Source organism: Methylobacterium sp. yr668, from assembly GCF_900116245.1.
Classification (GTDB): domain Bacteria; phylum Pseudomonadota; class Alphaproteobacteria; order Rhizobiales; family Beijerinckiaceae; genus Methylobacterium.
On record NZ_FOZY01000014.1, the window covers coordinates 86,661 to 110,314 of the forward strand.

At 71.3% G+C, this 23,654-nt stretch carries 21 protein-coding genes; 13 read left to right on the plus strand and 8 right to left on the minus strand.

Features of this window, described 5'->3' with window-relative positions:
* Positions 1-134: 134 nt before the first annotated feature.
* The 3 genes from fdxH to BM419_RS18250 form a co-directional block, all read right to left on the minus strand.
* Positions 135-1,067, minus strand: coding sequence for a formate dehydrogenase subunit beta (gene fdxH / locus BM419_RS18240; protein ID WP_020092426.1), 933 nt, complete (start codon positions 1,065-1,067; stop codon positions 135-137).
* 15 nt (positions 1,068-1,082) lie between these two features.
* On the minus strand, positions 1,083-4,163 hold the full coding sequence (gene fdnG / locus BM419_RS18245) for a formate dehydrogenase-N subunit alpha (protein WP_091927262.1): 3,081 nt from the start codon (positions 4,161-4,163) through the stop codon (positions 1,083-1,085).
* 153 nt (positions 4,164-4,316) lie between these two features.
* Positions 4,317-4,658, minus strand: a complete 342-nt coding sequence (locus BM419_RS18250; protein ID WP_091927263.1) for a hypothetical protein — start codon at positions 4,656-4,658, stop codon at positions 4,317-4,319.
* A 198-nt stretch (positions 4,659-4,856) separates the two neighbouring features.
* Here BM419_RS18250 and BM419_RS18255 point away from each other — a divergent pair, with 198 nt between their 5' ends.
* The 7 genes from BM419_RS18255 to BM419_RS18285 all read left to right on the plus strand — a co-directional run bounded on the left by BM419_RS18255 (position 4,857) and on the right by BM419_RS18285 (position 10,613).
* On the plus strand, positions 4,857-5,042 hold the full coding sequence (locus tag BM419_RS18255) for a hypothetical protein (RefSeq protein ID WP_091927264.1): 186 nt from the start codon (positions 4,857-4,859) through the stop codon (positions 5,040-5,042).
* Between the two features lie 412 nt (positions 5,043-5,454).
* Positions 5,455-6,465, plus strand: a complete 1,011-nt coding sequence (locus tag BM419_RS18260; RefSeq protein WP_020092431.1) for a sulfate ABC transporter substrate-binding protein — start codon at positions 5,455-5,457, stop codon at positions 6,463-6,465.
* A gap of 11 nt (positions 6,466-6,476) precedes the next feature.
* Positions 6,477-7,331, plus strand: a complete 855-nt coding sequence (cysT, locus tag BM419_RS18265; protein ID WP_012318099.1) for a sulfate ABC transporter permease subunit CysT — start codon at positions 6,477-6,479, stop codon at positions 7,329-7,331.
* The gene (gene cysW / locus BM419_RS18270) at positions 7,324-8,205 is read left to right on the plus strand and encodes a sulfate ABC transporter permease subunit CysW (protein ID WP_091927265.1); all 882 of its coding nucleotides are present in this window, start codon (positions 7,324-7,326) and stop codon (positions 8,203-8,205) included. Before cysT ends, cysW begins: the two co-directional genes overlap by 8 nt.
* Positions 8,177-9,247: a sulfate/molybdate ABC transporter ATP-binding protein gene (locus tag BM419_RS18275; protein ID WP_244491830.1), complete on the plus strand. Its 1,071-nt coding sequence runs from the start codon at positions 8,177-8,179 to the stop codon at positions 9,245-9,247. The genes cysW and BM419_RS18275 overlap by 29 nt, the downstream gene beginning before the upstream one ends.
* A gap of 39 nt (positions 9,248-9,286) precedes the next feature.
* A complete protein-coding gene (locus BM419_RS18280) occupies positions 9,287-10,336 on the plus strand; it encodes a cysteine synthase A (RefSeq protein WP_091927266.1) in 1,050 nt (349 codons plus the stop codon).
* 121 nt (positions 10,337-10,457) lie between these two features.
* Positions 10,458-10,613 (plus strand): hypothetical protein, encoded by a 156-nt coding sequence (locus BM419_RS18285; RefSeq protein WP_007563230.1) that lies wholly within the window; start codon positions 10,458-10,460, stop codon positions 10,611-10,613.
* 100 nt (positions 10,614-10,713) lie between these two features.
* Here the strand turns inward: BM419_RS18285 and BM419_RS18290 are convergent, their stop codons facing one another.
* Positions 10,714-12,174, minus strand: coding sequence for a serine protease family protein (locus BM419_RS18290; RefSeq protein ID WP_091927267.1), 1,461 nt, complete (start codon positions 12,172-12,174; stop codon positions 10,714-10,716).
* A gap of 224 nt (positions 12,175-12,398) precedes the next feature.
* Here BM419_RS18290 and BM419_RS32430 point away from each other — a divergent pair, with 224 nt between their 5' ends.
* Positions 12,399-12,575 carry a hypothetical protein gene (locus BM419_RS32430; protein WP_012318104.1) on the plus strand — a complete coding sequence of 59 codons (177 nt, stop codon included), beginning with the start codon at positions 12,399-12,401 and terminating at the stop codon, positions 12,573-12,575.
* 33 nt (positions 12,576-12,608) lie between these two features.
* Here BM419_RS32430 and BM419_RS18300 read toward each other — a convergent pair whose 3' ends face one another.
* Complete coding sequence (locus BM419_RS18300; protein ID WP_091927268.1) at positions 12,609-12,908, minus strand: alkylphosphonate utilization protein; 300 nt, start codon at positions 12,906-12,908, stop codon at positions 12,609-12,611.
* A gap of 166 nt (positions 12,909-13,074) precedes the next feature.
* Positions 13,075-14,361, minus strand: a complete 1,287-nt coding sequence (gene ccrA, locus BM419_RS18305) for a crotonyl-CoA carboxylase/reductase (RefSeq protein ID WP_042672037.1) — start codon at positions 14,359-14,361, stop codon at positions 13,075-13,077.
* Positions 14,362-14,973: 612 nt separating this feature from the next.
* Between ccrA and BM419_RS18310 the strand changes: the two genes are divergently transcribed.
* From BM419_RS18310 to BM419_RS18325, 4 genes are all read left to right on the plus strand, one after another.
* Positions 14,974-17,016 carry a protein meaA gene (locus BM419_RS18310; RefSeq protein WP_020092440.1) on the plus strand — a complete coding sequence of 681 codons (2,043 nt, stop codon included), beginning with the start codon at positions 14,974-14,976 and terminating at the stop codon, positions 17,014-17,016.
* A gap of 110 nt (positions 17,017-17,126) precedes the next feature.
* Positions 17,127-18,812, plus strand: a complete 1,686-nt coding sequence (locus BM419_RS18315; RefSeq protein WP_091927269.1) for a methyl-accepting chemotaxis protein — start codon at positions 17,127-17,129, stop codon at positions 18,810-18,812.
* Between the two features lie 41 nt (positions 18,813-18,853).
* On the plus strand, positions 18,854-19,936 hold the full coding sequence (locus BM419_RS18320; protein ID WP_091927270.1) for an MraY family glycosyltransferase: 1,083 nt from the start codon (positions 18,854-18,856) through the stop codon (positions 19,934-19,936).
* 16 nt (positions 19,937-19,952) lie between these two features.
* Positions 19,953-20,873: an NAD-dependent epimerase/dehydratase family protein gene (locus BM419_RS18325; protein WP_056523493.1), complete on the plus strand. Its 921-nt coding sequence runs from the start codon at positions 19,953-19,955 to the stop codon at positions 20,871-20,873.
* A 13-nt stretch (positions 20,874-20,886) separates the two neighbouring features.
* On the opposite strand, the gene BM419_RS18330 is transcribed toward BM419_RS18325, so the two are convergent.
* A complete protein-coding gene (locus BM419_RS18330) occupies positions 20,887-21,810 on the minus strand; it encodes a class I fructose-bisphosphate aldolase (protein WP_056523495.1) in 924 nt (307 codons plus the stop codon).
* A 214-nt stretch (positions 21,811-22,024) separates the two neighbouring features.
* Between BM419_RS18330 and BM419_RS18335 the strand changes: the two genes are divergently transcribed.
* Complete coding sequence (locus tag BM419_RS18335; protein WP_091927271.1) at positions 22,025-22,549, plus strand: SixA phosphatase family protein; 525 nt, start codon at positions 22,025-22,027, stop codon at positions 22,547-22,549.
* Between the two features lie 4 nt (positions 22,550-22,553).
* On the opposite strand, the gene BM419_RS18340 is transcribed toward BM419_RS18335, so the two are convergent.
* A complete protein-coding gene (locus BM419_RS18340) occupies positions 22,554-23,588 on the minus strand; it encodes an alpha/beta fold hydrolase (protein WP_056523499.1) in 1,035 nt (344 codons plus the stop codon).
* Between the last annotated feature and the right edge of the window lie 66 nt (positions 23,589-23,654).

Here is a 23,654-nt window from a genome sequence, read left to right on the forward strand (position 1 = left end):
ACGGGGCCGCCCGTCGCGGCGGGCGGGCCGTGAAACTCGAAATCGGGTCGGGCGCCCGAGCCGTCTCCGCTCTGCCGAAACCGTTCGGCGCGGCGCTCCCTCCCCCCCCCGCGGGGGAGGGAGACCGTCGCGTCTCAGTGCGGCCGGGCCTCGCCGCCATTCTCCCGGCGCTTGGCCTCGTCGTACTCGACCGCCTCTTCCTCCTCCTCGGGCACGACCTCGTTCGGGCCGGCCGTGACGTAGTGGAAGAAGCCCGCCACCGCCGCGAAGCCCATCGCGGCGAGACCGAACACCTTGGCACCGCCCTTCCAGAAGGCGACCAGCGGCGAGATCTTCGGGTCGTTCGGCAGGCCCGCGTAGAGGTTCGGCTGGTCGGCGTGGTGCAGCACGTACATGACGTGCGTGCCGCCGACCCCGGCCGGGTCGTAGAGGCCGGCATGGGCGAAGCCGCGCGACTTCAGGTCCTCGACGCGGTCGTGGGCCTGATCGATCATGGCTTGCTTGGTGCCGAACATGATCGAGCCGGTCGGGCAGGCCTTGGCGCAGGCCGGGGCCTGACCCACCGCCACCCGGTCCGAGCACAGGGTGCACTTGTACGCCTTGTGGTCGGTCTGGCTGATGCGCGGGATGTTGAAGGGGCAGCCCTTCACGCAGTAGCCGCAGCCGATGCAGTTCTCCTCGATGAAGTCGACGATGCCGTTGGAGTACTGCACGATCGCGCCGGGAGACGGGCAGGCCTTCAGGCAGCCCGGCTCGGTGCAGTGCATGCAGCCGTCCTTGCGGATCAGCCATTCGAGGTTGTTGGTCTCCGGGTTCTCGTACTCGGTGAACCGCATCAGGGTCCACGACTTCGGCGTGAGGTCGTGGGGGTTCTGGTAGGTGCCCGTGTTGACACCGATGTCGTCGCGCAGGTCGTTCCACTCCTCGCACGCCGACTGGCAGGCCTTGCAGCCGATGCACTTCGACACGTCGATGAGTTTGGCGACCTCCACCTGACGGCGGATCTCCGGCGGCGTCTCCGTGGAGGCGGAGCGCTGGCGGATGTCGAGGGAGCTGTAGTCAGCCATGTCTGCCGCTCCCCCTTACGCGACCGCGTCCGACGGAGGCGTGGTCGGCTCGATGTTCACGAGCCAAGCCTTGAACTCCGGCGTCTCGGTGTTCGCGTCGCCGACGACGGGCGTCAGCGAGTTCGGGTGCCATCCCTTCTTGGTGTGGCCCATGAAGCCCCAGTGCTGCGGGATGCCGACGACGTGGACGGGCTTGCCGTCGCAGATCAGCGGCTTGATCCGCTTGGTCACCACCGCCTTAGCCTTCAGGGAGCCGCGCTTCGACCAGACGCGGACCCAGCCGCCCTTGGCGATGCCCTTCTCCTTGGCGAGCTCCTCCGAGATCTCCACGAAGGCCTCCGGCTGGAGGATCGCGTTGATCCGGGCGTGCTTGGTCCAGCCGTGGAAGTGCTCGGTCAGGCGGTAGCTCGTCGCCGCGTAGGGGAACTCCTTCGCGTCGCCGAGGTCGGCGAGGTCGTCCTTGAAGATGCGGGACGCGGGCGCGCCCTTGATCTTCGGGAAGGCGAGGTTGGCCACCGGCGACTCGAAGGGCTCGTAGTGCGTCGGGAACGGCCCGTCGCGCATGAGGCCGCGGGTCCACAGGCGGGCGACGCCCTCCTGGTTCAGGATGAACGGGCCGACGCCCTTATCGGGGGCGACGGTGACGCCGTAATCCGGCACGTCGAAGCCGATCCACTGCTTGCCGTTCCACTCGATGAGCTTCTTCTTCTCCGACCACGGGCGACCCTCGGGGTCGCACGAGGCGCGGTTGTAGAGCACGCGCCGGTTGGCCGGCCACGCGAAGGCCCAGTTCGGCGCGATGCCGCGGTCGCCGGGGTCGGTGTTGTCCCGGCGGGCCATCATGTTGCCCTTCTCGGTGTAGCAGCCCGAGTAGATCCAGCAGCCGCAGGCGGTCGTCCCGTCGTCCTTGAGCTGGGCGAAGCCGTCGACCTGCTTGCCCGCCGGGATGATCGTCCCGTTGAGGTCCGGCGTCGGCGCCAGCGTGTAGCCGTTGAGCTCGCGGGCGAGCTCGGTCGGCGTCGGCGACTCGGCGATCGCGTAGTCCCACTTCAGATTAACGATCGGGTCCGGGAAGGCCCCGCCATCCTTCTTGTAGGCCGCCTTCATGCGGAGGAAGATCTCCGACATGATCTCGATGTCCGAGCGGCACTCGCCCGGCGCCTCCTGCGCCTGCCAGTGCCACTGCAGCCACCGGCTGGAGTTCGACAGCGAGCCTTCCTCCTCCACGAACAGGGTGGTCGGAAGCTCGAACACCTCGGTCTGGATTTTGGTCGGATCGACGTCGTTGTACTCGCCGTGGTTCTCCCAGAACCGGGCCGTCTCGGTCTTGAGCGGATCCATCACCACGATGAACTTCATCTTGGAGAAGGCTTCCGTCATCTTGGCGCGATTCGGGAACGACAGCAGGGGGTTGAAGCCCTGGATGACGTAGCCGGTCATCTTGCCCTGCTTGGCGAGCTCGAACCCGCGCAGCACGTCGTAGGTCGGCACGTCGAGCTTGGGCAGGTAATCGTACGCCCAGTCGTTCTCCTTGGTGGCCTTGTCGCCCCACATCGCCTTCTGGAACGAGACGAAGAACTTGTTGTAGTTCTGCCAGTAGCTCGTCTGTCCGGGACGCAGCGGCTTGAACTGCCGCTTGGCGATATAGCTCGCGTAGTCGGGCTCCTTCTCCACCGGGATGTTCAGGTACCCGGGGATGAGGTTCGACATCAGCCCGATATCGGTCAGCCCCTGGATGTTGGAGTGACCGCGCAGCGCCTGCATGCCGCCGCCGAGCACGCCGATGTTCCCGAGCAGCGTCTGCACGATGCACATCGAGCGGATGTTCTGCGAGCCCTTGGAGTGATGGGTCCAGCCGAGCGCGTAGAGCGAGGCCATCGACTTCTCGGGGGAAGCCGTCGTCGCCATCAGCTCGCAGACCTTCAGGAAGGTCTCCTTGGGCGAGCCGCAGATCTTCTCGACCATCTCGGGCGTGTAGATCGCGAGATGCTTCTTCAGGAGCTGCATCACGCTGCGCGGATGCTGCATCGTCTCGTCGACCACGGCGTAGCCGTCGGGGCCGATCTCGTAGTCCCAGGTGGTCTTGTCGTAGTCGCGCTTGTCCGCGTCGTAGCCCGTGAACAGACCCTCGCTGAAGTCGTAGCCCTCGCGGACCACGTACCCGGCGTTGGTGTAGGCGGAGACGTAGCGGTGCTGCAGCTTGTCGTTGTCGAGCAGGTACTTGGCCACGCCCGACAGGAAGGCGATGTCGGTCCCCTGCCGGATCGGGCAGTAGAGATCGGCCACCGACGCCGTGCGGGTGAAGCGCGGATCGACGACGATCAGCTTGGCATTGTTATGGGCTTTCGCCTCCACGACCCACTTGAAGCCGCAGGGGTGAGCCTCGGCGGCATTGCCGCCCATCACGGTGATCACGTCCGCGTGCTTGATGTCCATCCAGAGGTTGGTCATCGCACCGCGTCCGAAGGAGGGCGCCAAACTGGCGACCGACGGACCGTGTCAAACTCTGGCCTGATTATCGAAGACCAGGGCCCCCATGCTTCGGACTGTCTTGTAGGTCAGCCAGGCCGTCTCGTTGGTGGTGGCCGAGGCCCCGAGGAAGCCCATCGTGGTCCACCGGTTGACCGTGAGGTCGCCGTTCTTGGCCACGAAGTTCTTGTCCCGGTCCTCCTTCATGAGCTGCGCGATGCGGTCGAGGGCGAAATCCCAGGACACGCGCTTGAACTCGGAGGAACCCGGGGCGCGGTGGAGCGGGTACTTGGTGCGGGTCTCGGCGTGCACGAAGTCGAGCAGCGCCGAGCCCTTCGGGCAGAGCGTGCCGCGGTTGACCGGATGATCCGGGTCGCCCTCGATGTGCATGACCGAGGAGCGCGCGTTCTTCGAACGGTCCCCCAGGCTGTAGAGGATCACGCCGCACGCGACCGAGCAGTACGGGCAGGTGTTGCGGGTCTCGCGCATCTGCGCGAGCTTGAACGGCCGCACCGCGGCGGCCATGGCGGGCTCGAGTCCGCCGAATCCGAGCGCGCCCAGCGAGCCGCCAGCGAGGCCGGCGCCGGCCCCCTTGAGCAGGCCACGCCTTGAGACCTGGACCGTCATCTCCGCTCCGTAAAAGCGATCTGGTATAATTCCAAGCTGTCCCAAAAAAGCGTGCGCGAGGCAAGTGCGGTTGCGTGACACAGCAAGTCGCCGTGTCTCAGCCGAAGCAACACGTTTGTCACACCGGCATCATCCTGCATGAGAACGGTTTTTTTACTTGCTGGGATTGGCCGGATTGGTGCCTGACGGGCCGGCCGTGCGGTGCTCCAGGGGCGCCTGCGGCTCGGTCGCGGAAGTGCCGCCGGGCTGGGCCGGCGGCACGGGACGGTCGGCATTCTCCTTGATCGAGTTGCCGCCCGGGTCCGGCGCGTCCTTGGCGGCCGACTGCTCGCGCGGCACCGGGGCCTGGCTCCAGCCGTCCTGCGCGCTGCGGGACTTGTCGCCCATCGCGTCGATGCCCTTGATCTCGCCGGGCTTCGTCTGCGCGAGGCAGGGCGACGCGGCCGCCGCGAGGCCGAGGAGCACCGATATCGTCAGGGGGATCGAGCGGGACACGGGGCGCCTCCTGGCAGCGGGGGAACGGCAGCGGGGAATGCCCGGGCAACGTAGCCTTCGCGGCCGCAGTTCCGGTCTGCGACACCGACCGGGGACCGGGCACTCGGGTCGCGCGGCGGGGTCGCGGTGTCGGCGGTGACGGCTCCTTAACCAAACCTTGCAACCGTACGTGTCCACAGGTGCGAGGATTTTCCGGTCATGTCGAAGCCGCATCCCGAGCGCCCCTGCGAGACCGAGCGGTCCGTAGACGCACCACCGCTCACCTCCGACATCCGGCGCCATCTCGGCCAGAACCTGCGCGCGCTCTTCACCGACACGCTGGCGGCCCCGGTCGACAAGCGGCTGGAGGCCCTGATCGCCCGGCTCGACAAGCCGAAGCGCTGACCCGGACCGCCGCCGACAGGGGAGCGGAAGATCGCCGTCTTGCGGGCAACCGCGTGCGGCGCGAACCGCCGACGGCTCTCGCCCGCCCGCGGAATGCCGCCCGATGTGCGCTAGAGCACTTAAGATCGTTCGTTCTGAGAAACCCGATTCCGCGCAGGAAATCTTCTCCATCGGCGACGCCAGAGAGAAGATCCATGCGTTCTGATCGTCTACCGCCCTGAGTTATCTTGCATTTCCGGCACGATCGTCGATCCTGATCACGTTACGGCATCACGCGGGTCCACACCCGAGGCTTGACTTCGTTCGGTAAAAAGAACGATTTCGCGCCTCCCGGGGACGCCTGTCCCCTGCGTCGCAACCGCGGATGGCTGGGGGATCGGACGTGATGACGAACGCTTCAGGTCTGGGCCGGATGGCTCGGGCGATCGGGCTGACCCTTCTGGCCGGAGCCGGCCTGCTGACCTGCGCGCTGCCGGCCGCGGCCGAGACCGCGCTCCTCAACGTCTCGTACGATCCGACCCGCGAGCTCTACCGCGAGATCAACGCCGCCTTCGCGGAAGAGTGGAAGGCCAAGACCGGCGAGGCCATCACGGTGCGGGCCTCGCACGGCGGCTCGGGCGCGCAGGCGCGCACGGTGATCGACGGGGTGGACGCCGACGTGGTCACCCTCGGCATCCCGTCCGACATCGACGCGATCGCCAAGCTCACCCGCAAGATCCCCGAGGATTGGCGCAGCAAGCTGCCGAACCAGGGGACGCCCTACACCTCGACGGTGGTGTTCCTGGTCCGGAAGGGCAACCCGAAGGGCGTCAAGGACTGGGACGACCTGGTCAAACCCGACGTGAAGGTGATCACCCCGAATCCGAAGACCTCGGCGGGGGGGCGCTGGAACTTCCTCGCCGCCTGGGGCTACGCCTACGGGAAGGACAAGGACGCCGCGAAGGCCGACGCCTTCGTCGGGCAGGTCTACAAGAACGTGCCGGTGCTCGACACCGGCGCCCGGGGCTCGACGGTGACCTTCGCGCAGCGCGGCCTCGGCGACGTCCTGCCGACCTGGGAGAACGAGGCCTACCTCGTGCTCCAGGAATTCGGCGCCGACAAGTTCGACATCGTCTCGCCGCCGACCTCGATCTACGCCGAGCCGCCTGTGGCCCTGGTGGCGGTCAATGCCGAGCGGAAGGGCACCACCAAGGCGGCCCAGGCCTATCTCGACTTCCTCTACGGCGACCGCGCCCAGGCGATCTTCGCCAAGCACCATTACCGGCCGATCCGGCGGGAGGCGGCCGCTCCGGCAGACCTCGCCCAGCTGCCCGAGATCAAGCTGTTCAAGATCGAGGACCTCCAGGGATCCTGGGACGAGATCCAGAAGCGGAACTTCGACGCCGGCGGCCTGTTCGACCGTCTGAGCCGGGCCGGCCGCTGAGGCTTCAGATCATGGTCCAGACGCCCCGTCCCCGTCGGACATTCCGACGGCCGAGCGTGATCCCGGGCTTCGGGATCAGCTTCGGCTACACGCTGACCTGCCTCGGCCTGATCGTCCTGCTGCCGCTGGCCGGACTGGTGGTGAAGGCCTCGGGGCTCGGCCTGTCGGGCATCTGGGAGGTCGCCACCGATCCGCGGGTCGCCAGCGCCCTGCGGATCAGCTTCGGCGTCTCGGCCATCGCGGCGCTCGTCGCCTCGGCCTTCGGCTTCCTGGTGGCCTGGGTGCTGACCCGCTACCGCTTCCCGGGCCGCAAGCTGGTCGACGCCGCCGTCGACCTGCCCTTCGCGCTGCCCACCGCGGTCGCCGGCATCGCGCTCGCCTCGCTCTACGCGCCGGACGGTCTGCTCGGCGCGCCGCTCGCGCGCCTCGGCATCCAGGCGGCCTACACGCCGGTCGGCATCTTCATCGCCATGGTGTTCATCGGCCTGCCCTTCGCGGTGCGGACCGTGCAGCCGCTGATCGCCGAGATCGACAAGGAGATCGAGGAGGCCTCGGCCACCCTCGGGGCGACGCGCCTCGTCACCCTCACCCGGGTGGTGCTGCCGCCCCTGATCCCGGCGGTGCTCACCGGCTTCGCGCTCGCCTTCGCCCGGGGTGTCGGCGAGTACGGCTCGATCATCTTCATCGCCGGCAACCTGCCCTACGTGTCGGAGATCGCGCCGCTGCTCATCGTCATCAAGCTCTCCGAGTTCGACTACGGCGGCGCGGCGGCCATCGCGACGATCATGCTCGGGATCTCGTTCCTGACGCTGCTCGCCATCAACCTCATCCAGGCCTGGTCACGGCGGCGGTTCGGCTATGTCTGAGATCTTCTCCCCCGCCTTCGTGCCGGCCGCCAAGCCGGCCCCGGTCGCCTCGGAAGGGGCGGGCGTCCGCGCGGTCCTGATCGGGATCGCCGTGGCGTTCCTGGCGCTGTTCCTGGTGCTGCCGCTGTTCGCGGTCTTCCTCCAGGCCTTCTCGAAGGGGCTCGGGGCCTTCCTGGACGCGTTCCGGGAGCCCGACGCCTGGAGCGCGATCCGCCTGACGCTGACCGTGGCGGCGATCGCGGTGCCGTTCAACGTCGTGTTCGGGCTGGCCGCCTCCTGGGCGATCGCCAAGTTCGAGTTCCCCGGCAAGGCGCTGCTGATCACCCTGATCGACCTGCCGTTCTCGGTCTCTCCGGTGGTCTCCGGGCTGATCTACGTGCTGCTGTTCGGGTCCCAGGGCCTGTTCGGCTCCTGGCTCCTCAACCACGGCGTCCAGATCCTGTTCGCCCTGCCGGGGATCGTCCTGGCGACGGTGTTCGTGACCTTCCCGTTCGTCGCCCGCGAGCTGATCCCGCTGATGCAGGAGCAGGGCACCGCCGAGGAGGAGGCAGCGCTGACGCTCGGCGCCTCGGGCCTGCACGCGTTCCGGACGGTGACGCTGCCCAATATCCGCTGGGGCCTGCTCTACAGCGTGCTCCTCTGCAATGCCCGGGCGATGGGCGAATTCGGAGCGGTGTCGGTGGTGTCGGGCCACATCCGCGGCCTGACCAACACTATCCCACTCCACGTGGAGATCCTCTACAATGAGTACAACTTCGTCGCCGCATTCGCCGTCGCTTCGCTCCTCGCCGTCCTTGCCCTCATCACCCTCGTCCTCAAATCCGTCCTCGAATGGCGCTTCGCGGGTGAGCTCGCGCACGGCCGGGCACACTGATCGCCCCTCCACGGCGATCCGGGTCGAGAACGTCTCGAAGACGTTCGACACGGCGGCGGTGCTGCACGACCTGTCGCTGGACGTGCGGGCGGGCGAGCTGATCGGGCTCCTCGGCCCGTCGGGCTCGGGCAAGACGACGCTGCTGCGGATCATCGCCGGGCTCGACGCGCCGGACCGGGGCCGGATCCTGTTCGGCGGCGACGACGCCACCGGCCTGCCGGTGCAGGAGCGGGCCGTGGGCTTCGTGTTCCAGCACTACGCCCTGTTCAAGCACATGAGCGTGGCCGACAACATCGCCTACGGGCTGAACGCGCGGCGCCGGGCCGACCGGCCGGCCAAGGCCGAGATCAAGCGCCGGGTCGGCGACCTGCTCGACCTGATCCGCCTCTCCGGGTTCGGCGACCGCTACCCGTCGCAGCTCTCCGGCGGCCAGCGGCAGCGGGTGGCGCTCGCCCGGGCCCTCGCGGTCGAGCCGCGGGTTCTCCTGCTGGACGAGCCCTTCGGCGCGCTCGACGCCCAGGTCCGCAAGGACCTGCGCCGCTGGCTGCGCGAGATCCACGACCGCACCGGCCAGACCACGATCTTCGTGACCCACGACCAGGACGAGGCCCTGGAACTGTCCGACCGCGTGGCCGTGCTCGATCGCGGCCGCCTGGAGCAGGTCGGCACGCCCGACGAGGTGCAGGAGAACCCGGCCTCCGCCACCGTGATGAAGTTCCTGGGCGATTCCGTCGAGGTGGAGGCGATCGCCGAGGGCGGCCGGGTGCTGGTCCGGGGCCGGGAGACGCCGGTCGCCGCGCCCACCAGCCTGTTCGGCCCGGTCAAGCTCTACGTCCGGCCCTGGCAGCTGCAGCTCGCCGAGCCCGAGGCCGCGCACCTGTCGGGCACCGTGCGCAGCTCGTACCGGACGCAGGGGCGCCAGCGGATCGAGGTGGCCGACGCCGAGGGGCGCGTCCTCGCCGTGGAGGATTTCGACGGCGTGCGCTACCCGGCCGGGCACCCGGTCGGCCTGCGGATCAACGGCGGGCACGTGTTCGGGTGAGGCTCGCCAGCGGCCGCGCGGCACCCTAGGCTCCCGACCATGACCGTACCGAGTCGCGAACCCGCCTCCGACGTCCTGGCCGCCATCGGCCAGACGCCGCTGATCCGCCTGCGCCGCGCCTCCGAGGAGACCGGCTGCACCATCTACGGCAAGGCGGAGTTCCTGAATCCCGGCCTGTCGGTGAAGGACCGGGCGGCGCTCTCGATCGTGCGGGACGCGGAGGCGCGGGGCCTGATCCGCCCGGGCGGCACGATCGTCGAGGGCACCGCCGGCAACACCGGCATCGGTCTCGCCCTGGTGGCCTCGGTGCGCGGCTACCGGACGCTGATCGTCATCCCGGTCACCCAGTCCGAGGAGAAGAAGCAGACCCTGCGGCTCGCGGGCGCCCGGCTAGTGGAAGTGCCGGCGGTGCCCTTCGCCAACCCGAACAACTACGTCCACGTAGCCCGGCGGCTCGCAGAGAAGCTCGCGGCCACCGAGCCGGCGGGCGCCTTCTTCGCCGACCAGTTCGACAACGTCGCCAATCGGCAGGCCCATGTCGACGGCACCGGCCCGGAGATCTGGGCGCAGACCGGCGGCCGGGTCGACGGCTTCGTCTGCGCGGCCGGCACCGGCGGCACGCTGGCCGGCACTGCCGAGGCCCTGCGCGCCCGCAACCCGCAGGTGCGGATCGCGCTGTCGGATCCGGAGGGCTCGGCCCTCTACGCCCACTACACGACCGGCACCCTGAAGGCCGAGGGCTCCTCGATCACCGAGGGGATCGGCCAGGGGCGGATCACCCGCAACCTCGAGGGCTTCACTCCCGACCGCGCGTTCCGGATTCCGGATAGCGAGGCCCTCGACATCGTCTTCGGGCTGATGCGGGAGGAGGGGCTGCCGCTGGGCGGCTCGTCGGGCATCAACGTCGCCGGGGCGATCCGGCTGGCCCGGGACCTCGGGCCCGGTCACACGATCGTGACGATCCTCTGCGACGGGGCGGCCCGCTACGCCTCGAAGCTGTTCAACCCGGCCTTCCTCACCGAGCGCGACCTGCCGGTTCCCGGCTGGCTCGACGCGCCCGCGGACGCTCTGCCGGACTGGCACGCCTGAGGCCGGGGTCTCATCCGGAATTTTCCTCACAAAAGCGTGGCTTGGCGTTGAACGGAACGGAATGTCGCAGCGTTTGAACGGTCACGCTCGCACCAGCGCGACCGTCCGGAGAACGCGACCGATGTCCCTCGTCACCATCCTACTCATCATCCTGATCATCCTGGCCTTCGGCGGCGGCGGCTTCCTCGGCGGCGGTGCGTATCGCGGCCCCGGCTTCGGCCTGGGCGGCATCCTGCTCATCGTGCTGATCGTGCTCCTGGTCACCGGGCGGCTCTGAGCAGCGGCCCGTCGCCTGGGCGGACGGCTCGTCCGCCCAGGCTCGTGAACGCCGGCGGATCCCGCGCGAGCGACAGGGGATCCGCCGCGCGACCCGCATCTCAGCGGCAGGTGATCCCCACCACGGCAGGCGCGACCGCGCCGGGCCCGCCACCCGAATGCGGCGCCGCCGCGGCGATGCCCTGGGCGGCGAGGAAGGCGGAGATCGCCCGCGCCGAAACGACCGGCAGGCGTGCCGGCGGCACCACCCCGGCGACCCGGCGCGGCGCCGCGGGATAGCGGGCGACGAGACCGACGAGGGCCCCCGACCGGTCCAGCACCGGCGCGCCGCCGGAACCCGGCTGGAGCGCCGCGATCACGTCGCCGCCCCGCGCCTCACCGGGAGCGGCCTGGACCCCGTCCGCACCCGGCGCCAGGGCGATCACGCTCTCCTCGGCACCGACGGGCTCGGTCCGGAGCGCGGGCCGGAGCGGGGCGGGGGCGCCGGGCACATCGAGGAGGGCGAGGCCGGCGGGATCGGTGGCGAGCACCCGCGCCGATGCCGCGCCGATCCTGGGCTGGGCGCAGCCCTCCAGCACGGCGGCGGCGGTCAGCACGCGTCCCGGCGCCACCGCGAGACCCGCGCCCGAGGCCGGCGCGGGGGAGAGGCTCGCCGGCCTCAGCGGCGCGGCCTGCGGCTGGGGCGCCGGGTGGGCGGCGGCGCGGGCCGCCGGTGCCGGACCCGGGCTCGGGGGTAGCTGCGCGGCCGGCGCCGCGGCGGGATCGGGAAACGGCACGAAGGCGTTCGCCACGGCGATCACGAGCCGGTCGACCTCCGGCGCCAGGGCGCGATCGTAGCCGAGCAGGAACCCCCGCACGCCCTCCGGTCCGGACGCGTAGCGGATGTAGGACAGTCCCGGCCCGGTCTCGGCGGTGACCACCACGGTGTCCGGCCGCCGCAGCTTGTAGGTCACCTTGCGGCCGGGGAGCGGCGCGGTCGCCTTCTCGAACAGCGCGTCGAGGCTCTCGGCCCCCGGCGGGAAGGCGCGGGATTCCAGGGTGACGCGGCCGTCTTGGCTCTGCCAGCGGGTTCCGGAGGGCAGGGCGGTCCGTTTCGCCAGGAGTCTCTCGGGCACGCCCATCACGGCGCCGGTCCCGGGATCGACCGCGACGCGGAAGCGCGCCGCGTTCCGCGCCGCCGCGCCGGCGGCCAGGAGCGCCGCACGGCCGCGCGGATCGAGGGGGTCGGCCCCGCCGGTCCGGGCGCCGTAGGCGGTGAGCGCCTCGAAGGTCCGGCGCCCGAAGGCCCCCGACACGACGGCGTTGAAATCGCCGGTCCAGACCAGGGCGTCCTGGACGGCCTTGCGGTCGGCCTCCGGCAGGGCCTCGAAGCCCGCCCGCATCGCCTCGAAGACGGGGTCGGCCGGCGCGGGTCTGGGGGCGGCCCGGGCGGGCGCCGGCCGGTCCTGGGCCCCGACAGGCCCGGTGCCGAGGGCGATCAGGATCGCGAGGGCCGTCGCGCGCCGGGCGCGGCCGCGCAGGGTATCCGGGTTCCGACACCGCGACGCGTCACCCGAATCCATGCCCGCCCCCGACCCTCTCTGCACCGCGTCGTCCCGATCCTGGCAGAGGCCGCCGCGACAGGCCAGATCAATCCGGTGCCGGGCCGGTGTCGGCCCGGTCCCGGCAGCCGTGCGTCCGGCGCCGCGATGCGCTACAGGGCGGATGTCCGGCCCTGGGCGGCGGCCGGATCCCGGATCGGTCGTCCGGCCACGCGATGCCGCCACGGTTCGACGCGGAGCCCGGCATGAGCGACACGAACAACACCTTCAAGAAGGCGCCGAAGCGCAAGGCCGCCAAGGGCAAGAGCATCAGCGTCTCGCCGGAGATGCGGCAGGCCTACGCCGACCTGATCCAGGAGCGCGCCGAGAAGCAGGAGGCCTACGGCCGCCACCTGCCGCAGGACGAGACGCGGCGGCGGTAGCGCGGCCGGGAGAAGCGCTGCCCCGCATCGGCCTCAGCGCTTGCGCACGAACTCGGTGCGCAGCACGAGGCCCTTGATGGTGTCGTGGCGGCAGTCGATCTCCTCCGGATCGTCCGTGAGCCGGATCGACCGGATGACCGTACCCTGCTTCAGGGTCTGGTTCGCGCCCTTGACCTTGAGGTCCTTGATCAGCGTGACCGAATCGCCGTCGGCCAGGACGTTGCCGGCCGCGTCGCGGACGGCTCTCGTCTCGGCGGGTGCGGCCGCGGACCCGGGCGGGAGCCACTCGCCCGTCGCCTCGTCGTAGACGTAAGCCTCGTCGTCGCCGCTCAAAACCGTGCCCCTTGTCCGGATCGGGGCCGGGTCCTGTGAGGATCGCGTGGGCCCGTCATCAGCGCCCCGGCACACCGAATCGGTCGCCGAGTCGGCGCGGGACGCCGCGAGCCTAGCCGATCGGGCCGGCCCCGCGCGAGAGCGGGAACCGGCCCGACGGAGCGCCTTACCGCTTCAGCGGACCGGCCTCGATCACGTCCTCGACCGTGCGCAGGCCGGCGCGCGGGGAGTTGACGAGGCAGGCCATGTTGCCCGGCGGGTGCTGGTTCTTCCACATCTTGGTGTGGGCCTGGGGGATCTTGTCCCAGGGGAAGACCTCGCTCATGCACGGGTCGATCCGCCGGTCGAGCACGAACTGGTTCGCCGACGAGGCCTGCTTGAGGTGGGCGAAGTGCGAGCCCTGGATGCGCTTCTGCCGCATCCAGACGTAGCGGGCGTCGAAGGTGATGTTGAAGCCGGTCGTGCCGGCGCAGAACACCACCATGCCGCCGCGCTTCACCACCAGCGCCGAGACCGGGAAGGTCGCCTCGCCCGGATGCTCGAACACGATGTCGACGTCCTGCTTGCCGGTGATGTCCCAGATCGCCTTGCCGAACTTGCGCGCCTCCTTGGTCCAGGCGTGGAACTCGGGGCTGTTGACCTTGGGGAGCTGGCCCCAGCAGTCGAAGTCCTTGCGGTTGATGACGCCCTTGGCGCCGAGGCTCATCACGTAGTCGCGCTTCGACTCGTCCGAGATCACCGCGATGGCGTTGGCGCCCGAGGCCGCGCAGAGCTGCACGCCGAACACGCCGAGGCCGCCGGAGGCGCCCCAGATCAGCACGTTCTGACCCGGCTTCACCGTGTGCGGGGCGTGGCCGAACAGCATGCGGTAGGCGGTGGCGAGCGTCAGCGTGTAGCAGGCGGCCTCCTCCCAGGTGAGGTGCTTCGGCCGGACCATGAGCTGGCGGGACTGCACCCGGCAGAACTGCGCGAACGAGCCGTCGCCGGTCTCGTAGCCCCAGATCCGCTGCGAGGGCGAGAACATCGGGTCGCCGCCGTTGCACTCCTCGTCGTCGCCGTCGTCGCGGTTGCAGTGGACGATGACTTCGTCGCCGACCTTCCAGCGCTTCACCTTGGAGCCGACCTTCCAGACGATGCCGGAGGCGTCGGAGCCCGCGATGTGGTACTCGCCCTTGTGAACGTCGAAGGGCGAGATCGGCTCGCCGAGGCCGGCCCAGACGCCGTTGTAGTTGACGCCCGCCGCCATGACGTAGACCAGCACCTCGTCGTCGCCGATCTCCCAGACCGGCAGCACCTCGAGCTGGTGGGACTGTTCCGGGGGTCCGTGCCGCTCGCGCCGGATCGCCCAGGCATACATCTTGGCCGGCACATGACCCAGCGGCGGGATCTCACCCATCTCGTAGAGGTCCTTGACCTCCCCGCCCGTCGGACTGATCGCAGCGCTCGCCGCCATCTCGCTCTCCTCTCGTCCCGCGTGTTTCTCACGGCCGCGGTTCTCCATCGCGCTATACCGGCGATGCCGGAGGCGTCCAAGTGGGCCGAAAGTCGAAAGCCGACGGTTTCCGACATGAAAAAAGCGCGAGCACAGGGCGCGCGACCACGTATTCAAAATCGGCTTTCCGGCAGACCAAGTATTATTCGGCGCCGGCCTCGGTCGCCCCGGCCCCGAGACCTTGCCCGACTCCACCGCCGCGCGCCCGAGCTGCTCCGGGCCGTCCGGCGAGCACATGCACCTCTAAGTCATTGGTTCGACTTGATCTCTCGCGCCTGAACAGCGGCAAGTCCCGCTAAAGACAGTTCAGGTGGACATTATACCAGAACTGATAAAGCGGATCGGGACCGTCGCGCGGCACCGTCCGGACCGCGGGTGCGGGCGGCGCGCGGGCGGCGGCGCGCCGCGGCGCCTTCAAATCCCGCTGTTCCGGCGGGCAAGTTTTTTCATGAGCCGCGGATGCCCGCGCGGGCGTCTTGCACTTCCGTCCCGGATGACGCGTGCTCAAGCCTTCGCTACGGTGACCGCAAGGCCGCGCCCCGCGCGGATACAAAGATCACACGGAGGCGAGGAATGGGCGCGAGCGTCGCCGAGACCAGGAGCGACAAGTCGAGCCGCGACAAGCCCTGGATCATCCGCACCTACGCGGGGCACTCGACCGCGGCGGAGTCCAACAAGCTCTATCGGGGCAACCTCGCCAAGGGTCAGACCGGCCTGTCGGTTGCCTTCGACCTGCCGACCCAGACCGGCTACGACCCCGACCACGAGCTGTCCCGCGGAGAGGTCGGCAAGGTCGGCGTCTCGATCGCGCATCTCGGCGACATGCGGACCCTGTTCCAGGACATCCCGCTCGCCCAGATGAACACTTCGATGACGATCAACGCCACGGCCCCGTGGCTGCTGGCGCTCTACCTCGCGGTGGCCGAGGAGCAGGGCGCGCCGATCGCCGCCCTCCAGGGCACGACCCAGAACGACATCATCAAGGAGTACCTGTCGCGCGGCACCTACGTGTTCCCGCCCGCGCCGTCCCTCCGGCTCACCAAGGACGTGATCCTGTTCACGACCAAGAACGTGCCGAAGTGGAACCCGATGAACGTCTGCTCCTACCACCTGCAGGAGGCGGGGGCGACGCCGGTCCAGGAGCTGTCCTACGCGCTCGCCATCGCCATCGCGGTGCTCGACACCGTGCGTGAGGACCCCGAGTTCGACGCCGCGAGCTTCCCCGAGGTGTTCGGCCGGATCTCGTTCTTCGTGAACGCGGGCCTGCGGTTCGTCACCGAGATCTGCAAGATGCGGGCGTTCTCGGAGCTCTGGGACGAGATCGCCCGCGAGCGCTACGGCATCGACGACCCGAAGAAGCGCATCTTCAGGTACGGCGTGCAGGTGAACTCCCTGGGACTCACCGAGCAGCAGCCCGAGAACAACGTCCACCGCATCCTGATCGAGATGCTGGCGGTGACGCTGTCCAAGCGCGCCCGCGCCCGCGCGGTGCAGCTCCCGGCCTGGAACGAGGCGCTCGGCCTGCCGCGGCCCTGGGACCAGCAATGGTCCATGCGCATGCAGCAGATCCTGGCCTTCGAGACCGACCTCCTCGAGTACGACGACATCTTCGACGGCAGCCACGTGATCGAGGCCAAGGTCGAGGAGCTGAAGGCGCAGACCCGCGCCGAGCTGGAGCGGATCGGCGGCATCGGCGGCGCGGTCGCGGCGGTGGAAACCGGGGCGCTCAAGCGCGCGCTGGTGGAGTCGAACGCGCGCCGGATCTCGGCGATCGAGGCCGGCGATCAGATCGTGGTCGGCGTCAACAAGTGGCAGCAGGGCGAGCCGTCGCCGCTCACGGCCGGGGAGGGGGCGATCTTCTCCGTCTCCGAGACCGTCGAGATGGAGGCGCAGAGCCGGATCCGCGAGTGGCGCGGCCGCCGCGACGAGAACGCCGTGGGCCAAGCCCTCGACGCCCTGGAGCAGGCGGCGCGCTCCGGCGCCAACATCATGCCGCCCTCGATCGAGGCGGCCAGGGCCGGCGTCACGACGGGCGAGTGGGGCGCGCGCCTGCGCGCGGTCTTCGGCGAGTACCGGGCGCCCACCGGCGTCACCGTGGAGACCGTCTCCAGCGGCGCGGCCGAGGAGGCCAAGCTCCTGATCGCCGATCTCGGCGAGCGGCTCGGCGAGACGCCGAAGCTCGTGGTCGGCAAGCCCGGCCTCGACGGCCACTCCAACGGCGCCGAGCAGATCGCGCTCCGCGCCCGCGACGTCGGCTTCGACGTCACCTACGACGGCATCCGCCAGACGCCGGCCGAGATCGTCGCGAAGGCCAAGGAGACCGGCGCCCACGTGGTCGGCCTGTCGATCCTGTCCGGCTCCCACGTGCCGCTGGTGCGGGAGGTCCGCGCCAAGATGCGCGAGGCGGGGCTCGACCACATCCCGGTGGTGGTCGGCGGCATCATCTCGCCGGAGGACGAGCTGGTCCTCAAGAACATGGGCGTGCGCGCCGTCTACACGCCGAAGGACTACGCCATCGACCAGATCATGGTCGGGCTCGCCAAGGTCGTGGAGAAGGGTCTGGATCGACGGGACGGCCCGGCGGATCCGCCGCGCGCCGAGGCCCAGGTCTACTAGCGGACCGAGACTGCCCGGACCGCACGCGGTCCGGGCAGGACCAAACAACCTTAATATTTCTCAGACAAGCATAGGCCCTGGTCCCACGTGCGGGACCGGGGACGAATCCTATGCGCGCCGGTATCTCCATCGCGGCCAAGCTCGGCCTGTGTCTCGCGGCCCTGGTACTGCTGATCGCCGCCACGAGCGGCCTCTCGCTGGCCGAGCTCGGCCGCATCGAATCCGCCGCCGCGCAGCTGCGCGACACGCGCATCCCGGCCACCGACGCCCTCGGCCGGATCGGCATCAACTTCATGCGGCAGCGGGTCAACGCCGTCCGCCTGATCACCGCCGACACGCCGGCGCTGCGCGCCGAGGTCGCCGACCAGATCGCCAAGCGCGACGCGCTGCTCGCGGCCCAGTACGCCCGGTACGAGGCCCTTCCGCTGACCCAGCCCGAGCGCGAGGCCTACGCGGTGTTCCGCCAGCACGTGGCCACCTACGCCGAGCAGCAGCGGGAGGCGGTGGCCAAGGCCGAGGCAGGCGACGTCGCCGGCGGCCAGCGGATCTACAACACGACGATGTCGGACAGCATCCGCGCCATCATGGCCGACTGGGAGAAGCTCGTCGCCCTGAACGGCGACGGATCGCAGGCGAGCGGCACGCTGATCGCGCAGACCTACGACGCCGCCAAGCGGAACGTGCTGGCGCTCGCCGGCCTCGCCCTCCTGGTGGCCCTCGGGGCCTTCGTGCTGGTGACCCGCGGCGTCAGCGGGCCGCTCCGCAAGATCGCCGCCGTCACGCAGCGCCTCGCGGCGGGCGACGCCGAGGTGGCGATCTCCGGGCAGGAGCGCCGCGACGAGATCGGGGCGCTCGCGGGCTCCGTGGTGGTGTTCCGCGACAACCTCGTCCGCGCGCGCGCCCTGGAGGCCGAGACGGCGCTGGCCCGCGCCGATGCCGAGACGCAGCGCCGGGCCGCGACCCGGGCCATGGCCGACGCCTTCGAGCAGGCGGTGGGCGGCATCGTCGGCGGCGTGTCGGCGGCCGCGACCGAGCTGGAGGCCACCGCCCGGACCCTGACCGGCAGCGCGACCGAGGCCGCCGGGCAGTCCGGCACCGTCGCGGGTGCGGCAAGCGACGCCGCCGCCAACGTCAACACCGTCGCGGCCGCCGCCGAGGAGCTCGGCTCCTCCGTGCAGGAGATCGGCCGGCAGGTCAGCGGCTCGGCGGAGCTCGCGCGGGTCGCCGTCGCCGAGGCGACCAACACGGTGGCGCTGGTCCAGGACCTGAGCGGCGCGGCCGCGAAGGTCGGCGACGTGGTGGCGCTGATCTCCGGGATCGCCGCCCAGACCAACCTCTTGGCGCTCAACGCCACGATCGAGGCGGCGCGCGCCGGCGCCGCGGGCCGCGGCTTCGCGGTGGTGGCCTCGGAGGTCAAGGCGCTCGCCGAGCAGACCGCCCGGGCCACCGAGGAGATCACCGGCCAGATCGGCCGGATCCAGTCCTCCACCGGGCAGGCCGCGTCGGCGATCGACGGGATCGGCAGGCGCATCCGCGAGATCGACGGCGTGGCCGCCAGCATCGCGGCCGCCGTGGAGCAGCAGGGCGCGGCCACGCAGGAGATCGTCCGCAACGTCGCCGAGGCGGCCGCCGGCACCGGCGCGGTCACCGGCACCATCGCGAGCCTCGCCCAGTCCGCCGAGGAGACCGGCGCCGCCGCCGCCCAGGTGCTCGGGGCCGCGAGCGAGATGTCGCGTCAGTCCGAGCATCTCGGGGCCGAGGTCGCGCGCTTCCTCGCCACGGTGCGGGCGGCGTAGCCCCCCTCACGGTCGGGCGGCGGATCGCGTAGGACGGCGCCATGCCGCCCAACTTGCCGCCCGCCCTGTCCGCCCTGCCGTCCGCCCTGCCGTCCGCCCTGACCGCGATCCTGCTCCTGGCGGTGCCCCTCGCCGCCGCGCTCTCGGCGGGCCTGATCCTGCGCCTGCGCCCGCTGCTGCAGCGCTACGCCCTGGCCCGGCCGAACGCCCGCTCCAGCCACACCGTGCCGGCCCCGCAGGGGGGCGGGATCGCCGTGGTGACGGCGCTGGTCACGATCTCGGGCCTGCTGATCGCGGCGCCGGAGATCGGCGGCCGGCCGGACTGGATCTGGCTCGCCGGTGGCGCCCTGGCCCTGGCTCTCCTCGGCGCCGTGGACGACGTCCGGCCGCTGCCGGCCGCCCTGCGGCTCGCCGTGCAGGCCGTCGTGGTCGGCCTGCTGGTCTGGCACCTCGACGGGCGCCTGCTGCCCGGCCTGCCGCTCTGGCTGGAGCGCGGTCTCGCGCTGCTGGCCGGCCTGTGGTTCGTCAACCTGACGAACTTCATGGACGGGCTCGACTGGATGACGGTGGCCGAGATCGTCCCGGTGGCGGGCGCGCTCCTGCTCATCGGCCTCGCCGGGCACCTGCCGCCGCTGCCGACCCTGGTGGCGGCGAGCCTGCTGGGCGCGGTGCTGGGCTTCGCACCGTTCAACCGGCCGGTCGCGCGGCTCTTCCTCGGGGATGTCGGCTCGCTGCCGGTCGGGCTCGTCACCGCGTGGCTGCTGTGCCAGCTCGCCCTGGCGGGCGGACTCGCCGCCGCCCTGCTGCTGCCGCTCGTCTACCTCGCCGATTCCAGCCTGACTCTCGCTGCGCGGGCGGCGCGGGGCGAGCGGGTCTGGGAGGCCCATCGCGGGCACTATTACCAGCGGGCCACCGTCAACGGGCTGTCCGTGCCCGGCGTGGTCGGACGGGTGTTCGCGGCCAATCTCGCCCTGGCGGCGCTCGCCGCCGCGACCTTGTTTTGGCCGTCCTGGCCGGTCACGCTCGCCGCATCGGTCGCCGGGCTCGCCCTGGTCGCCGCCCTGCTCCGCCGCTTCGCCCGCGCCCCGGCGCCGGCCCCAGCCGAAGGTGCCGCCCAGCCGTGACAGAGGCCGCCCAGCCGTGACCGGACTCATCGCGCTCACCGGGGCGACCGGGTTCATCGGCCGCCACCTGCTCGCCGACCTCACCGCGCGCGGCTACCGGGTCCGCGTGCTGCTGCGCCGGCCCACGACCGTGCCGGAGGGCGCGGCGAGCGCGGTCGTCGGCGACCTGACCCGCCCGATCAACATGGCGGCGGCCCTCAGCGGCGTCGACGCGGTGGTGCACTCGGCCGGCCTCGCCCATGCTATGTCGGGGGCACCGGAGGACGACTACCGCACGCTCAACACCGAGGCGACGCGCCGGCTGGCGGAGGCCGCGGCGCGCGCGAAGGTGCGCCGCTTCGTGTTCCTGTCGTCGATCCGCGCGCAGGTCGGGGCGAGCGCGCCGGGCGTGGTCGGGGAGGGCGATCCGCCCCGGCCCACCGACGCCTACGGCCGCTCCAAGCTCGAGGCCGAGGCGGCGCTCGCCGAGACCGGCCTGGACTGGGTCGCGCTGCGCCCGGTCCTCGTCTACGGCGCCGGCGTGAAGGGCAACATGGCCGCGCTCCTGCGGCTGGCGCGCAGTCCCTACCCGCTGCCGCTGGGCGGCCTCGCGGCGCGGCGCTCGCTGATCTCGCTGGAGAGCCTGTCGGGTGCCGTGGACGCGGTGCTGGCGGCGCCCGCCCCCCTGAACCGCGCCCTCGTCGCGGCCGACCCGGACCCGCTCAGCCTGCCCGAGATGATCGCGTCCCTCCGCCATGGCCTCGGCCGCGGCCCGGGCCTCGTCCCGGTCCCGGCCGGGCTCCTCCGGCTGGCCTGCCGGCTGACCGGCCGGGACGCGCAGTTCGCCCGCGTCGCCGAGGGTCTCGTCGCCCGCGCCGACGGGCTCGCGTCCCTCGGCTGGCGGCCGGCCGGGCCGACCCGCGACGGGCTCGCCCGGCTGGCCCGCGACGGCGGCTGAACGCAGGGCTGCCTCAGCGGCCCGCGTAGATGTCGGTGATCTTGCCGAGCAGCGACAGGGCGTCCGCCTTCGAGCGCTGGAACGCGTTGCGGCCCACGATCGAGCCGAATCCGCCGCCCGCCTGGATGGCGCGGATCTCGTCGAGGAAGCTGGCCTCCTCGGCCTGGGCGCCGCCGGAGAAGATCACGATCCGCCGGCCGTTGAAGGCGCACTGCACCACGTGGCGGACGCGCTCGGCCGCCGTGCCGATCGGGATGCCGGTCGATTCGTAGACCTTCTTCGCCGCCGGCTGCTCGATATGGGCCGAGGGCAGCTTCACCTTGATGATGTGGGCGCCGAGCTGCGCGGCGATCTGGGCCGCGTAGCCGATCACGTCGATGGCGGTCTCGCCCTCCTTCGACAGGGCCGAGCCGCGGGCGTAGGACCAGATCACCACGACGAGGCCGACGCTCTTGGCCTCCTCGGCGATCGCGCGGATCTGCCCGTACATGGCGTTGCGGTGTGCGGATCCCGGGTAGATCGTGAAGCCGATGGCGCAGGCGCCGAGCCGCAGGGCGTCGGCCACCGAGCCGGTGATCGCCTGCTCGGGATCCTCCTCGTCGGCCAGGAGGTCGTGATCGTTGAGCTTCAGGATGAGCGGGATGCGCCCGGCATAGTCGCGCGCGCCCGCCTCCAGGAAGCCGAGCGGCGCCGCGTAGGCGTTGCACCCCGCCGCCAGGGCCAGCTCGAAATGGTAGTGCGGGTCGTAGGCCGGCGGGTTTGGGCCGAAGCTGCGGGCGGGCCCGTGCTCGAAGCCCTGGTCGACGGGCAGGATCAGCATCTTGCCGGTGCCGCCGAGCTTGCCGTGCTCCAGCATCCGGGCGAGGTTGGTGAGGGTCCCGGGGCTGTCGGCCCCGTACCACGACAGGATCTCGGTGACGCGGGCGGATCGGTCCATCGGGCAGCCTCCTGGCCAGAGACCGTCGCGCCGCGGATCAGGCCGCGGGCCGTGCTGCGGACGGCTCCCGGTCGGAACGGTGCGGGCAAAGCCGCGGTTCCCGCACGCGGTGCTTTCGGCTAACCGGGCGGGAGCGGGCGCCGCCCGGTCCGGTCGCGCGCGCCCGGACCGGCAGCCCCGAGACCGGCCCACGAGACGCGTCAGAGGTTCGCTCATGCGCAGGCTGATCCTGCTGCGGCACGCCAAGTCCGACCGTCCGCCGGGCGTGGCGGACCACGAGCGCCCGCTCAACGCGCGCGGGAAACGGGCTGCCCCGGCGGTGGGCGCCCACCTCGCGCGGGAGGGCCTATGTCCGGACCTCGCCCTGGTCTCCACCGCCGCGCGGACCCGCGAGACCTGGGCCGCGATGGAGGCGGCCCTCGGCAGCCCCGAGACGCGCTGGCATTCCGAGATCTACGAGGCGCCGGCGGACCGGATCCTCGGGGTGATCCGGCAGGCGCCCGACGCGGCCGCCACGCTGATCGTCGTCGGCCACAATCCGGGCCTCGGCGACCTCGCCGCAATCCTCGCGGGCTCGGGACCGCGGGCGGCCCGGGACCGGCTGGCCCTGGAATTCCCGACCGCGGCCTTCGTGGTGATCGACTTTGACGGCGACCGCTGGGCGGAGATCGCGCCGGACCGCGGGCACCTCGACCGGTACGTGCGCCCGCGGGACATCGACCCGGATCTCGGCGGCTGACGCCTCAGGCGACCGGCACCGCCACGGCGTGCGCCTCGACCTCCGCGTGGGTCGGCAGGGGCGAGCCCGGCACGAAGGCCTCGAAGGCCGCCCAGAAATCCTGCCGGATCGCGTCGCGCTCGGTCAGGATCTCATGCCGGGAATCCGGCAGGACCAGGATATGGCCGGCCTTCAGCCGGGCGGCGAAGCGCTCGGTTTCCGCCGTGCCGCAGACCGGGTCGGCGCCCGCCGCGACGATCAGGGTCGGCAGCCCGATCCGCGGCGCCGCCCGCGGGTCGCGCAGCCGCGCCATCGCGCGGAACGCCTCGGCGAGCCACGCGATCGTCGGGTCGCCGACCGCGCCGGCGCCGACCTGCCGCGCCGCCGCGGCGTTGCGGGCGTAGCGGATGGGATCGCGCGACAGGCGGTTGCCGGCGTACGGGTTGGTGGCGATCGAGACCGGCTTGCCGAACGGGATGTAGCGGCTCCCGAGGCCGAGCCGCTGCAGGCCCCGCGACAGGATCGCGGCGCCGGCCGGCCAGCGGACCATCCGGATCGAAAGCATCGGCGCCAGGGTCACCAGCCGCCGGAACGGCAGCGCGCCGTCGAGGGCCGCGAGGAGCGCGACGCATCCGCCCATGGAATGCGCGAGGCCGACATGGGGCTCCGGCATCAGCGGCACCAGGATCGTCTCGGCCACCGCCCGCAGGTCGAGCCGGTAATCGTCGAACCGGGCGACGTGGCCCTTGTGGGGGTCGTCGACCCGGCGGTCCGATTCGCCCTGGCCGCGCCAGTCGAACGCCACGACGGCGAAGCCCCGGGCGCGCAGCTCGTGGATCGTCTCGTAGTACTTCTCGATGAACTCGGCCCGGCCCTGGAGCAGGCAGACCGTGCCCCGGCAGGTGCGCGCCGTGGTCTGCCAGTAGGCCGCCCGCAGGGTGCAGTCGTCGCGCGTGCCGACGGCGATCAGCGTGCCGCCCGGCGGGACCGGGTTGTCGGGCGTGCTGCGCAGCGTCAGGAGCGGCGGCTCGCGCCCGGTGTCACCGTCGAAGCGTCTCACTGGCCTCACCTCAGCGCCTCCGCGCATCGTCCGATACACGCCCGGATGCACTCTGCGACCGTAGCG